Raw genomic sequence first — 12,361 nt, 5'->3', positions numbered from 1 at the left:
AACGCCAAGAACGAGGTAACGCTCGGCACCGCCGCCATCGGCACCGACGGCCATGCCACGGCATGCCGGGCACGGCCAGGGCGGTAGCCGCGAGAAGGGCGACCAGGGGTCTTGTGCGATCCACGGATGCCTCCGGGCATGGGGAGTTGGAGGGTGGAGCGCCCTCAACTTGGTCCAGACCAATGCTCGTGTCAAGGTGTCGGGGCGCTACCGGTCCTCGCTCCCGCCCCTCGCCAGCTCCGCCGCGGCCTCGTGCATCGCCAGTTCCAGCAGCGCCGGGTCGGTCAACGTGCCCGAGCCGTCCGGCGGCACCAGCCAGCGCACCCCCCGGGTCGCCCGGCCCGGATACGGCACGACGATCCAGGTGCCGGGCCCGGCGGTGCGGATGCCGGTGCCGAGCCAGCGGGCCGCGGTCCCGGGCGGCACGAAGAACCCGACCCGGTTGTCGCCGAAGTCGACGAGCACCGGGCCGGGTCGGTCAAGCACCCTGGTGAGCACGTCCAGGGTCGGATAGCCGAGGCCGCCCGGCAGGATCAGTACGTCCCAGGCCTTGCCGGCGGGCAGCAGCGCGACCCCCAGCGGGCTGCGCTCCCATTCCCGGCGGCACGCCCCGGGGTCGGGTGCGACGGATGCCAGCCATTCGACCGCCGTCTTCGCGCCACTCATCAGAAGGCCCCCTCTCGCTCGTCCGACGCGGTCGCGTCAGGAGGAGAGAGGAGGCTTTCCGGAAAGCATTACGCGGCTTTCGCGTCCCCTGTCGGGTGAACCGGGTCACACCACGTTGCCTCGGTCACAGCACTAGCTGTCGAAGCCCAGGCCCAGCCGGTCCATCGTCCGCAGCCACAGGTTCCGCCGCCCGCCGTGGGCGTCCGCGCGGGCCAGGGACCACTTGGTGAGGGCGATGCCGGTCCAGGCGAACGGCTCCGGCGGGAACGGCAGCGGCTTCTTGCGGACCATCTCCAGCTCGGTCCGCTCGGTGCGCTCCCCGTCCAGCAGGTCCAGCATCACGTCCGCGCCGAAGCGGGTCGCGCCCACGCCGAGGCCGGTGTAGCCCGCCGCGTACGCCACCCTCCCCTGGTGGGCCGTGCCGAAGAACGCCGAGAAGCGCGAGCAGGTGTCGATCGCGCCGCCCCACGCATGGGTGAAGCGGACGCCCTCCAGCTGCGGGAAGCAGGTGAAGAAGTGGCCGGCGAGCTTGGCGTAGGTCTCCGGCCGGTCGTCGTACTCCGCCCGCACCCGGCCGCCGTAGTGGTGGATCGCGTCGTAACCGCCCCACAGGATGCGGTTGTCGGCGGACAGCCGGAAGTAGTGGAACTGGTTGGCGCTGTCCCCGAGTCCCTGCCGGTTCTTCCAGCCGATCTCCGCCAGCTGCCCGGGCGTGAGCGGCTCGGTCATCAGCGCGTAGTCGTAGACCGGGACGGTGTACGAGCGCACACGGCGCAGCAGGCTCGGGAAGATGTTCGTACCGAGCGCGACCCTGCGGGCCCGGACCGCGCCGTACGGGGTGCGTACGGCCATTCCGGCGCCGTACTGCTTCAGCGTCAGCGCGGGCGTGTGCTCGTACACCCGCACCCCGAGCCGCAGACAGGCCTTCTTCAGGCCCCAGGCGAGCTTCGCCGGGTGCAGCATCGCCACGCCCCGGCGGTCCCACAGCCCCGCCTCGAAGGTGGGCGAGGCGACCTGCTCGCGCACCGCGCCCGCGTCCAGGAACTCGACGCCGTCCGCGAGGCCCTTCTCCTCCAGCTCCCGGTACCAGTCGCTCAGTTCCCGCGCCTGGTAGGGCTCGGTCGCGACGTCGATCTCGCCGGTGCGTTCGAAGTCGCAGTCGATGCCGTGCCGGGCCACCGCGGCCTCGATCTCGTCGAGGTTGCGCCGGCCCAGCTCCTCCAGCCGCTGGATCTCGTCGGGCCAGCGGGTCAGGCCGTTGGGCAGGCCGTGGGTGAGGGAGGCGGCGCAGAAGCCGCCGTTGCGGCCGGAGGCGGCCCAGCCCACCTCGCGGCCTTCCAGCAGGACCACGTCCCGCTGCGGGTCGCGCTCCTTGGCGTTGAGCGCGGTCCACAGTCCGCTGTAGCCGCCGCCGACGACCAGCAGGTCGCAGGTGTCGGTGCCGGTGAGGGCGGGCTCGGCGTGGGGCTTGCCGGGGTCTTCCAGCCAGTACGGGACCGGCTGGGCTTCGGAAAGAGAGGCGATCCAGTTGTCTTTGCCACGGCTCATGGCGCTTGGGGCCATGATTTCAACTCCCTACGGAGGCTTATGCCTTCTGGTTGTTACGGCGGTTGGTGATCAGCATCGAGGCCAGGACGAACAGCACGGCGACCAGGAACATGGCCGTGCCGATCACGTTGATCTGCACGGGCGTGCCGCGCTGCGCCGAACCCCACACGAACATGGGGAAGGTGACCGTCGAGCCGGCGTTGAAGTTGGTGATGATGAAGTCGTCGAAGGAGAGCGCGAAGGACAGCAGCGCGCCCGCGGCGATGCCGGGTGCCGCGATGGGCAGGGTGACCCGGAGGAAGGTCTGCGCGGGACCGGCGTACAGGTCCCGGGCGGCCTCCTCCAGCCGCGGGTCCATCGACATCACACGCGCCTTGACCGCGGTGACGACGAAGCTGAGGCAGAACATGATGTGCGCGATCAGGATCGTCATGAAGCCGAGCTGGGCGCCCATGTTGAGGAACAGGGTGAGCAGCGAGGCGGCCATGACGACCTCGGGCATCGCCATCGGCAGGAAGATCAGCGAGTTGACGGCGCCGCGGGCGCGGAAGCGGTAGCGGACCAGCGCGAAGGCGATCATCGTGCCGAGGATCGTGGCGCCGATCGTCGCCCAGATCGCGATCTGGAGGCTGATGGAGAGCGAGCCGCACATGTCGGCGACACCGCACGGCTGCTTCCAGGCGTCCAGGGAGAACTGCTGCCACTCGTAGTTGAAGCGCCCCTTCGGCTTGTTGAAGGAGAACACCGTGACGATGACGTTCGGCAGCAGGAGATAAGCGAGCGTCAGCAGTCCCGCGATGACGACGAGACGGCGCTTGAGCCAGTTGACGAAGGGCATTTAGACCAGGTCCTCCGTCCCGGACCGGCGGATGTAGATCGTGACCATGGCCAGGATCGCGGCCATGAGGATGAAGGAGAGCGCCGCCGCCGTCGGGTAGTCCAGGATCCGCAGGAACTGCGTCTGGATGACGTTTCCGATCATGCGGGTGTCGGTGGAGCCGAGGAGTTCGGAGTTGACGTAGTCACCGGCCGCCGGGATGAACGTCAGCAGCGTGCCGGAGACCACGCCCGGCATCGACAGCGGGAAGGTCACCTTGCGGAAGGTCGTCCACGGCTTGGCGTACAGGTCGCGGGCCGCCTCGTGCAGCCGCCCGTCGATCCGCTCCAGCGAGGTGTAGAGCGGCAGGATCATGAACGGCAGGAAGTTGTACGTCAGTCCGCAGACCACGGCGAGCGGTGTGGCCAGGACCCGGTGGCCGGCGGTCCAGCCGAGCCAGTTGGTGAGGTCCAGGACGTGCAGCGTGTTCAGCACGTGCACGACCGGGCCGTTGTCGGCGAGGATCGTCTTCCAGGCCAGGGTGCGGATCAGGAAGCTGGTGAAGAAGGGCGCGATCACCAGGATCATGATCAGGTTCCGCCAGCGGCCCGCGCGGAAGGCGATGAGGTACGCCAGCGGGTAGCCGAGCAGCAGGCACCCGACGGTCGCGGCGGCCGCGTAGAAGACCGAGCGCAGGAACTGCGGCCAGTACTCGGACAGGGCGGCCCAGTAGGTCGCGAAGTGCCAGGTGACCTTGTAGCCCTCCTCCAGCGAGCCCTGCTGCACGGAGGTGGAGCCCTGGTAGATCATCGGCAGCGCGAAGAAGACGACCAGCCACAGGATGCCGGGCAGCAGCAGCCAGTACGGCGTGAACCGGCCGCGCTTGCGCGGGGGCTTGCTCTCCGGCTTGGCGGGGGGCGAGAGGCGGCGGCGCCTCGGTGAGCGTCGACATCAGGCGGCGACCTCTTCCTCGGTGCCCGCGGAGCCCACCGTCCCGGCAAGCAGGGACTGCGCGGCGTCCAAGCCGAAAGTGTGCGCCGGGCTCCAGTGCAGGACCACGTCGGCGCCGGGGACCAGCCGGCCGTCCCGCTCGACGTTCTGGACGTACACCGCGAGCTCGTCGCAGACCGGGCTGTCGATGACGTACTGGGTGGAGACACCGATGAAGCTCGCGTCGGCGATCTTGCCGGTGAGGCGGTTGCGGCCCTCCGGGATCGAGCCGGCGTCGTCGGCGTGGGTGAGCGCGATCTTCTCCGGGCGGATGCCGACCAGCACCTTGCCGCCGGCCGTCGTCGGCGCGGAACAGCGAGCCTCGGGCAGCACCAGCTTGCCGCCGGCCGCCTTGAGCACGATGTCGTCGCCGTTCTTCGTGTCGACCTCGGCCTCGATGAGGTTGGAGGTGCCGAGGAAGTTCGCGACGAACGTCGTCCGCGGGTTCTCGTACAGGTCCGTGGGCGAGCCGAGCTGTTCGACGCGGCCCGCGTTCATCACGGCGACCGTGTCGGCCATGGTCATGGCCTCCTCCTGGTCGTGCGTGACGTGGACGAAGGTGATGCCGACCTCGGTCTGGATGCGCTTGAGCTCCAGCTGCATCTGGCGGCGCAGCTTCAGGTCGAGGGCGCCGAGGGGCTCGTCGAGGAGGAGCACCTTCGGGTGGTTGATCAGCGCGCGGGCCACGGCGACGCGCTGCTGCTGGCCACCGGAGAGCTGGTGCGGTTTCTTGCGCGCCTGCTCCCCGAGCTGGACCAGGTCCAGCATCTCCTCGACCTGCTTCTTCACGCTCTTTATGCCGCGCCGGCGCAGACCGAAGGCGACGTTCTCGAAGATGTCGAGGTGCGGGAAGAGGGCGTAGGACTGGAACACCGTGTTCACCGGCCGCTTGTACGGCGGCAGATGCGTCACGTCCTGCTCGCCGAGGTGCACGGTGCCGCTGGTCGGCTCCTCCAGGCCCGCGATCATGCGCAGGGTGGTGGTCTTGCCGCAGCCGGAGGCGCCGAGCAGGGCGAAGAAGGAGCCCTGGGGCACGGTCAGGTCCAGCGGGTGCACGGCGGTGAAGCCGTTGTCGTAGGTCTTGCCGATACCGGAGAGGCGGACGTCGCCGCTGTTGTCCGTCGTCATCGTCGTCGTCACGCCCCTGTGAGCTTGGAGAACTTCTGCTGGTAGGCGGTCTCTTCCTTCTGCGTCAGGGCGCGGAAGGAACGGGACTTGGCCTGCATGGCCTTGTCGGGAACGATCAGCGGGTTGGCCGCCGCCGCCTTGTCGATCTTGGCAAGGTAGGGCTGCACCCCCGCGACCGGACTCACGTAGTTGACGTACGCGGCGAGTTCGGCGGCCGGCTCCGGCTCGTAGAAGAAGTCGATGAGCCGCTCGGCGTTCGTCTTGTGACGCGCCCTGTTGGGGATCAGCATGTTGTCGGTCGAGGTCATGTAGCCGCTGTCGGGGATGACGTAGCCGACGTCCGGGTTGTCCGCCTGGAGCTGCACGATGTCGCCGCCCCAGGCGACACAGGCGGCGATGTCGCCCTTGGTGAGGTCGGACGTGTAGTCGTTGCCGGTGAAGCGGCGTATCTGGCCCTTGTCGACGGCCTTCTGCAGCCGGGCGATCACCGCGTCGTAGTCGTCGTCGGTGAACTTCGCCGGGTCCTTGCCCATGTCGAGCATCGTCATGCCGATGGTGTCGCGCATCTCGGTCAGGAAGCTGACGCGTCCCTTGAGCTTCGGGTTGTCCAGCAGGTCGGAGACCGACTTCACCTCGATGCCGGCGAGCGCCTTCTTGTTGAAGGCGATGACGGTCGAGACGCCCTGCCAGGGGTACGAGTACGCCCGGCCCGGGTCCCAGTCGGGCGCGCGGAACTGGTCCGACAGGTTGGCGAAGGCGTGCGGCAGGTTGGCCGGGTCCAGTTTCTGCACGTACCCGAGGCGGATCATCCGGGCGGCCAGCCAGTCGGTGAGGACGACGAGGTCGCGGCCGGTGTCCTGGCCGGCGGCGAGCTCCGGCTGGATCTTGCCGAAGAACTCGTCGTTGTCGTTGATGTCCTCGGTGTACTTGACCTGGATGCCGCTCTGCTTCGCGAACTGGTCGAGCGAGGGGTGCCGCTTGGTCTTGTCGTCCACGTCGATGTACTCGGGCCAGTTGGAGAAGTTGACGACCTTCTCCTTGGCCGAGTGGTCGTCGGCGGAGACACCGCCCTGGGTCTTGGTCGCCGCGGGGATGCCGCAGGCGCTCAGCGTCCCCAGTCCGCCGATCGCCAGCGCGCCGCCTGCGGAGGCGCGCAGGATCGACCGGCGGGTCATGGCGGCCCGGCCGTCGCGGAGACTGCGCCGCATGGCGGCCGCTTCGGCCGGGGTCAGGCGGTGGGGCTCGTACTGCTCCATGCGCGTGGTGCCCTTTCGGGAGGGGTGGGCCTGGTGATGGCCGGGTCTTCTATCGGTCCCCGAAGATGGTGCGGTGCCAGTCCTTGCGGACCACCGCGGTGTTGTCGAACATTACGTGCTTGACCTGCGTGTATTCCTCGAAGGAGTACGCCGACATGTCCTTGCCGAAGCCGGAGGCCTTGTAGCCGCCGTGCGGCATCTCGCTGATGATCGGGATGTGGTCGTTGATCCACACGCAGCCCGCCTTGATCTCGCGGGTGGCGCGGTTCGCGCGGTAGACACTGCCGCTCCACGCGGAGGCGGCGAGGCCGTACGGGGTGTCGTTGGCCAGCCGGATCCCCTCGTCGTCGCTGTCGAAGGGCAGGACGACCAGTACGGGGCCGAAGATCTCGGACTGGACGATCTCACTGTCCTGGGGGGCGCCGGCGACCAGCGTGGGCCGGTAGTAGGCGCCCTTCTCCAGGTCGCCCTTCGGGGCCTCGCCACCGGTCACCACGCGCGCGTAGGCACGCGCGCGCTCCACGAACCCGGCGACCCGGTCCCGCTGTACGTGCGAGATCAGCGGCCCGAGGTCGGTGCCGGCGGCGAAGGGGTCCCCGAGCCGTACGGTCTCCATCAGGGCGGCCGTCCGCTCCACGAAGGCCTCGTACAGCGGCCGCTGCACGTACGCGCGCGTGGCGGCGGTGCAGTCCTGGCCCGTGTTGATCAGCGCGCCCGCGACGGCGCCGTTCACGGCCGCGTCCAGGTCGGCGTCGTCGAAGACGACGAACGGCGCCTTCCCGCCCAGTTCAAGGTGCAGCCGCTTGACGGTCGCGGTGGCGATCTCGGCGACGCGCCGGCCGACGGCGGTGGACCCGGTGAAGGAGGTCATGGCCACGTCGGGGTGGCCGACCAGGTGCTCACCTGCCTCCCTGCCGGTCCCGGTGACGATGTTGACGACGCCGTCCGGGATGCCCGCGGCGGTGGCCGCCTCGGCGAACAGCAGGGAGGTCAGCGGGGTCAGTTCGGCCGGCTTCAGCACGATGGTGTTGCCCGCGGCGATCGCCGGGAGGATCTTCCAGGCGGCCATCTGGAGCGGGTAGTTCCAGGGCGCGATGGACCCGACGACACCGATCGGCTCGCGGCGGACGTACGAGGTGTGGTCGCCGGAGTACTCACCGGCCGACTGCCCCTGAAGATGCCGGGCGGCCCCCGCGAAGAACGCGGTGTTGTCGACGGTCCCGGGGACGTCGAACTCCCGGGTGAGCTTCAGCGGCTTGCCGCACTGCAGGGACTCGGCGCGGGCGAGGTCCTCGGCTCGGTCGGCGAGCACGGCCGCGAACCGGTGCAGCGCGTCCGAGCGCTCGCCCGGGGTGGCCGAGGACCAGCCGGGGAAGGCCTCGCGTGCGGCGGCGACGGCCGCGTCGACGTCGTCGGTGCCGGCCAGGTCGTAGGTGTACACGTCCTCGCCGGTCGCGGGGTCGACCACGGTGTGCGTCCGCCCCGAGGTGCCCTTGGCCGGGCGGCCCGCGATGAACTGCGCGCCGTCCGCGAATCGTTCCTGCGCGGGGAATCGTTCCGGGGTGGCAATGCCCGGGTTGTGCATGTCGCTCTCCTCCGCCGTTCGCCCCGTCCCGGTGGGCGGGTGGCGTAGCTCCAGCTCGATTTGAGTGCCGATCCTGACAGAGCAAGTGCACTCCAACAAGTGATTCCGTTGTTGCCTTTTGGTTACGCGACGGAATCTGTCGACCACGTGTCGAGTCACGGAGGAAAAGGACGGACGGAGTGTCAGTGGTGCGTGCCACACTCGCGTGCATGGGAAAGATCGACGGTGTGGAAGCCCTGATCAGGGAGGTTCGGACCGGGTCCCGGGTCAGGTACCTGCACTTCTGGGGGCACCGGGCCAGGCAGGACGGCGGGGTCGGCGCGAGCTGCCTGAGTCAGTGGTGGCCGTCACCGTTCGTGGTGGACGGTGTGGCCTACGCGACGGCCGAGCACTGGATGATGGCCGGCAAGGCCCGGCTGTTCGGCGACGCGGAGGCGGAGCGCCGGGTGCTGGCCGCGGAGCATCCCGCCGAGGCCAAGAAGGCGGGGCGGCTGGTCCGGGGTTTCGACGAGGGGATATGGGAGCGCGAGCGGTTCCGGATCGTCGTCGAGGGCAGCGTGCACAAGTTCGCCGCGCACGACGATCTGCGGGCCTTCCTGCTCGGCACCGGTGACCGTGTGCTGGTCGAGGCGAGCCCGGTGGACCGCGTGTGGGGCATAGGCCTGGCCACGGACGACGAGGCGGCGTCCGACCCCGAGCGCTGGCGCGGCCCCAACCTGCTGGGCTTCGCGTTGATGGAGGCGCGGGAGCGGTTGGCAGGGGCCTGAGAAGAAGGGGGCCCCGACAGCCGGTGTCCCGGGGGACCGGCTTCGGCCCCCCGGGACTCCTGGACTTCGTCAGAACGTGCTGGAACTGCCCATGATGCTGGCGAAGACGGCCAGGCCCAGCAGCGGCAGAATCACCGTGGCGATGATCCCGCAGACCAGGCCCGCGGTCGCCGCCCCCTTGTTCGTGGCCTCACCGCGGTTGGCCTTGCCCCGGCCGATGGCGCCGAAGATGATGCCGAGAATCCCCAGGATGACCCCGAAGAACCACAGGAAGAAGGTCAGGCTGCAGACCACGCCGATGATGCCCAGCACCAGGCCCGTGGTGCCCATGCCGTTGCTCGGCTGCATCGGCGCGGCGTAGCCCGGGGCCTGCGGGTACCCCAGGGGCGGGGCGGCGGGGTACCCCGGCTGGGGCTGGCCGTAGCCCTGGGCGGGCTGCTGCGGGTAGCCGTACCCCGGGGCCTGCTGAGGCGCGGGCTGGTTCGGTGGGCCGAAGCCACCGGGTGTGGTGTCGGACATCGAGTCTCCCCTCCAATGACGATCAAGGCATCGTAAGGCCACGGAGGGAGCCGGGGAGCCGGTCAGTGCGGACCGCGGAACGAGGCCCGGGGCGGGCCGGGGTCAGCGCCCGGTCGCCACCGTCGCCGAGAGGGTGTGGGCGGAGCCGTAGTACGGGTCGGGGCGCGACTTCTCGTTCTTGATGGCGGCGGTGATGCCGATCGCGAGCAGCACGATCACCGCGATGCCGACGACGATGCCGATGACGCCCATGATCAGGCCCGCCTGGGCCTGGCCGTGGTTGGTGGCCTCGCCGCGCTCGGCCCGCCGGCGGCCCTTGACGCCGAAGACCACGGCGAGGATGCCGAGCACCACCGAGACCACGCCGTACATACAGAACAGACAGATGGAGAGGATGCCGAGTACCAGCGCCGCGACGCCCATGCCGTTCTGCGGGGCCATCGGCATACCGGGCCAGCCGTAACCCGCCGGGTAGCCGGGGTAGCCGTAGCCGCCGGGCGGCACGGGCGCGGCGGGTATGCCGGGGCCGGAGGGCGCGATCGGCGGGGGCGGCACCTGCTCGGTCCCGGACGGGGCGGTCCCGGGGGCGCCGAAGGCGGGGGCGCCGAAGCCGGGAGTGCCCGCGGCGGGCGGGGCGAAGCCGGGTACGGGCGGGGCGAAGCCGTCGGCGGGCATGGAGATCATGGTGGCCTGGTCGTGCACGGACGGCGGCTGTGCGGCGGCTCCTGCGCCGTCCGGGCCGGGCTGCGGATTCTTGTCCAGCGACAGCCTCTGCTCGGGCGGCGCCCACGGGTCGTGGCCGCCGCCGGCCGCCCCACTCGACTGCGTTCCGTCCGTCACGTGCGCATCCCCCTCGGTCGTTCGTGCCGCCATGCTACGACCTCACCCGCGGGGCCCCACCGGACGGTCCCACCGTCCCGACAGACGGGGCCCGCGACCGAGCGCCCCACCGCCACGACGAAGCTCCGTTCCCGGCTCACCGGTCGACCGAACTACCGCAAAAAGGGCTCCGAACGGCCCGGCGGACGGGGTCGCCGGCAGGAAGCTCCGGCCACTCCCCCTCCCCGCCGCCACTGGCCATCTCCCCGCCCGCCGGCCCAGCCGCTCCCCAGCCCGGTGCCGTCCCTCCCCCGCCTAGGATGTCGATACCGACGATCAGCCGATCACCCGCGCCGCGCCCGTACGGGCCCGTCGGCGCCCTTCCCGGGGAGGACCCCTTGACCGACAGCTCCGTACCCGCCGCCGGCACGGCCGACCGCGACCTGCGGACCTTCATCGCCGGGCTGCCCAAGGCCGAACTGCACGTCCACCACGTCGGCTCCGCCTCCCCCCGCATCGTCTCGGAACTGGCCGCCCGCCACCCCGACTCCAAGGTCCCCACCGACCCCGAGGCCCTGGTCGACTTCTTCACCTTCACCGACTTCGCCCACTTCATCGACGTGTACCTGTCGGTCGTCGACCTCATCCGCACCCCGGAGGACGTCCGGCTGCTCACCTACGAGGTGGCCCGCGACCTGGCCCGGCAGCAGGTGCGGTACGCCGAGCTGACCCTCACCCCCTTCTCCTCCACCCGGCGCGGCATCGACGAGCTCGGCTTCATGGCCGCGATCGAGGACGCCCGCAAGGCCGCCGAGGCCGAGTTCGGCACCGTGCTGCGCTGGTGCTTCGACATTCCCGGCGAGGCGGGGCTCGAGTCCGCGGAGGAGACCGCCCGCCTCGCCACCGACGACCGGATCCGCCCGGAGGGCCTGGTGTCGTTCGGGCTCGGCGGGCCCGAGATCGGCGTGCCCCGCCCGCAGTTCAAGCCGTACTTCGACCGGGCCATCGCCGCCGGTCTGCACTCCGTGCCGCACGCCGGCGAGACCACCGGCCCGCAGACCGTGTGGGACGCGCTGCACGAGCTGCGCGCCGAGCGCATCGGGCACGGCACCAGCTCCGCCCAGGACCCGGAGCTGCTCGCGCACCTCGCCGAGCGCCGCATCCCGCTGGAGGTCTGCCCGACCTCCAACATCGCCACCCGCGCGGTCCGCACCCTGGACGAGCACCCGATCAGGGAGTTCGCACGGGCCGGAGTGCTGATCACGATCAACTCCGACGACCCGCCGATGTTCGGCACCGACCTCAACAACGAGTACGCGGTGGCCGCCCGGCTCCTCGACCTGGACGAGCACGGCCTCGCCGGCCTCGCCAAGAACGCAGTCGAGGCGTCCTTCCTGGACGCGGCGGGCAAGGCGCGCATCGCGGCGGAGATCGACAGCTACACCTCCGCCTGGCTCGCCTCCTGAAGCACACGCCGGAGCACACACGGGAGCACACCACAATGGGGGCCATGCAGACCGTGACCGCCGTGGCCCACCGCGGCGACCCCTACCGCTTCCGCGAGAACACGCTCGACTCGCTGCGTTCCGCGCTCGACCAGGGCGCGGACGCGGTCGAGATCGACGTACGGCTCACCCGTGACGGTGTCCCCGTGCTGCTGCACGACGACACGCTCAAGCGGCTGTGGGACCTGGACCGCCCGCTGCGCGCCCTGTCCGCCGAGGAGGTGCGCGGACTCACCGCTGGCAGGGTGCCGACGCTGGCCGAGGCGCTGGACGCGACCGGCGACAGCCGGGTGATGGTGGACCTGTGCGGGCGGGTGGACCGGCGGACGGCGGCCCGGGTCATGGACGTCGTCCGGCAGGGCGGGGCCCGGGACCGCGTGTACTACTGCGCGCACGCCGAGGCCATGCTCGCCGTCCGCGCCGCCGACCCGGCCGCCGAGATCGCCCTGACCTGGACGACGCTCGCCCCGCCCCGGCCCGCGCTGCTCGACGCGATCCGGCCCCGCTGGCTCAACTACCGCTTCTCCCTGGTCGACCGGGACCTCGCGGCCCGGGTCCACCACGACGGGTTCCTCCTGTCCGTCTGGACCCCGGACACCCGCCGTGCCCTGCGCCGTCTGCTGGACGTGGGCGTCGACTCCATCACGACGAACCGCGTCGACGTCCTGGACGCCCTGCGCAACGGCGCCTAGAACCAGCCGAGTTCCCGAGGGGGCGCGACCCTCCAAGGGACGGTCGCGCGTCCAGCGGCCACGCGGGAC

At 70.6% G+C, this 12,361-nt stretch carries 10 protein-coding genes and 2 pseudogenes; 3 read left to right on the top strand and 9 right to left on the bottom strand.

The window, feature by feature from the left end; genetic code table 11:
* Positions 1 to 207: 207 nt before the first annotated feature.
* From ACWEN3_RS28470 to ACWEN3_RS28440, 7 genes and pseudogenes are all read right to left on the bottom strand, one after another.
* Positions 208 to 666 (bottom strand): hypothetical protein, encoded by a 459-nt coding sequence (locus ACWEN3_RS28470; protein WP_452976434.1) that lies wholly within the window; start codon positions 664 to 666, stop codon positions 208 to 210.
* A 132-nt stretch (positions 667 to 798) separates the two neighbouring features.
* On the bottom strand, positions 799 to 2,229 hold the full coding sequence (locus tag ACWEN3_RS28465; protein ID WP_452976432.1) for an NAD(P)/FAD-dependent oxidoreductase: 1,431 nt from the start codon (positions 2,227 to 2,229) through the stop codon (positions 799 to 801).
* A gap of 22 nt (positions 2,230 to 2,251) precedes the next feature.
* Positions 2,252 to 3,052 carry an ABC transporter permease gene (locus ACWEN3_RS28460; RefSeq protein ID WP_452976430.1) on the bottom strand — a complete coding sequence of 267 codons (801 nt, stop codon included), beginning with the start codon at positions 3,050 to 3,052 and terminating at the stop codon, positions 2,252 to 2,254.
* A pseudogene (locus ACWEN3_RS28455) lies at positions 3,053 to 3,983 on the bottom strand (ABC transporter permease).
* Positions 3,983 to 5,149 carry an ABC transporter ATP-binding protein gene (locus tag ACWEN3_RS28450; protein ID WP_452976438.1) on the bottom strand — a complete coding sequence of 389 codons (1,167 nt, stop codon included), beginning with the start codon at positions 5,147 to 5,149 and terminating at the stop codon, positions 3,983 to 3,985. The pseudogene ACWEN3_RS28455 and the gene ACWEN3_RS28450 overlap by 1 nt, the downstream one beginning before the upstream one ends.
* An 8-nt stretch (positions 5,150 to 5,157) precedes the next feature.
* Entirely contained in the window at positions 5,158 to 6,405 is a 1,248-nt protein-coding gene (locus ACWEN3_RS28445; protein ID WP_452976428.1) for an ABC transporter substrate-binding protein, read from the bottom strand.
* A 49-nt stretch (positions 6,406 to 6,454) separates the two neighbouring features.
* The gene (locus ACWEN3_RS28440; RefSeq protein ID WP_452976426.1) at positions 6,455 to 7,990 is read right to left on the bottom strand and encodes a gamma-aminobutyraldehyde dehydrogenase; all 1,536 of its coding nucleotides are present in this window, start codon (positions 7,988 to 7,990) and stop codon (positions 6,455 to 6,457) included.
* A gap of 209 nt (positions 7,991 to 8,199) precedes the next feature.
* Here ACWEN3_RS28440 and ACWEN3_RS28435 point away from each other — a divergent pair, with 209 nt between their 5' ends.
* Entirely contained in the window at positions 8,200 to 8,757 is a 558-nt protein-coding gene (locus ACWEN3_RS28435; protein ID WP_452976436.1) for an NADAR family protein, read from the top strand.
* 69 nt (positions 8,758 to 8,826) lie between these two features.
* Here the strand turns inward: ACWEN3_RS28435 and ACWEN3_RS28430 are convergent, their stop codons facing one another.
* Both ACWEN3_RS28430 and ACWEN3_RS28425 read right to left on the bottom strand, forming a co-directional pair.
* Positions 8,827 to 9,276 (bottom strand): DUF4190 domain-containing protein, encoded by a 450-nt coding sequence (locus tag ACWEN3_RS28430; RefSeq protein ID WP_452976424.1) that lies wholly within the window; start codon positions 9,274 to 9,276, stop codon positions 8,827 to 8,829.
* A gap of 102 nt (positions 9,277 to 9,378) precedes the next feature.
* A complete protein-coding gene (locus tag ACWEN3_RS28425) occupies positions 9,379 to 10,116 on the bottom strand; it encodes a DUF4190 domain-containing protein (RefSeq protein WP_452976422.1) in 738 nt (245 codons plus the stop codon).
* A 322-nt stretch (positions 10,117 to 10,438) separates the two neighbouring features.
* Here ACWEN3_RS28425 and ACWEN3_RS28420 point away from each other — a divergent pair.
* Both ACWEN3_RS28420 and ACWEN3_RS28415 read left to right on the top strand, forming a co-directional pair.
* Positions 10,439 to 11,561 (top strand): annotated as a pseudogene (locus ACWEN3_RS28420) (adenosine deaminase).
* 44 nt (positions 11,562 to 11,605) lie between these two features.
* On the top strand, positions 11,606 to 12,292 hold the full coding sequence (locus ACWEN3_RS28415; protein ID WP_452976420.1) for a glycerophosphodiester phosphodiesterase: 687 nt from the start codon (positions 11,606 to 11,608) through the stop codon (positions 12,290 to 12,292).
* Positions 12,293 to 12,361 lie beyond the last annotated feature (69 nt).

It is taken from the genome of Streptomyces sp. NPDC004561 (assembly GCF_053602155.1).
This window is presented reverse-complemented; position numbering and strand designations above follow the sequence as displayed.

Coding starts and splice junctions, on each gene's coding strand:
- ACWEN3_RS28460 (WP_452976430.1), bottom strand. CDS start 3,052: ATGCCCTTCGTCAACTGGCTCAAGCGCCGTCTCGTCGTCATCGCGGGA.
- ACWEN3_RS28415 (WP_452976420.1), top strand. CDS start 11,606: ATGCAGACCGTGACCGCCGTGGCCCACCGCGGCGACCCCTACCGCTTC.
- ACWEN3_RS28470 (WP_452976434.1), bottom strand. CDS start 666: ATGAGTGGCGCGAAGACGGCGGTCGAATGGCTGGCATCCGTCGCACCC.
- ACWEN3_RS28450 (WP_452976438.1), bottom strand. CDS start 5,149: ATGACGACGGACAACAGCGGCGACGTCCGCCTCTCCGGTATCGGCAAG.
- ACWEN3_RS28440 (WP_452976426.1), bottom strand. CDS start 7,990: ATGCACAACCCGGGCATTGCCACCCCGGAACGATTCCCCGCGCAGGAA.
- ACWEN3_RS28445 (WP_452976428.1), bottom strand. CDS start 6,405: ATGGAGCAGTACGAGCCCCACCGCCTGACCCCGGCCGAAGCGGCCGCC.
- ACWEN3_RS28435 (WP_452976436.1), top strand. CDS start 8,200: ATGGGAAAGATCGACGGTGTGGAAGCCCTGATCAGGGAGGTTCGGACC.
- ACWEN3_RS28430 (WP_452976424.1), bottom strand. CDS start 9,276: ATGTCCGACACCACACCCGGTGGCTTCGGCCCACCGAACCAGCCCGCG.
- ACWEN3_RS28465 (WP_452976432.1), bottom strand. CDS start 2,229: ATGGCCCCAAGCGCCATGAGCCGTGGCAAAGACAACTGGATCGCCTCT.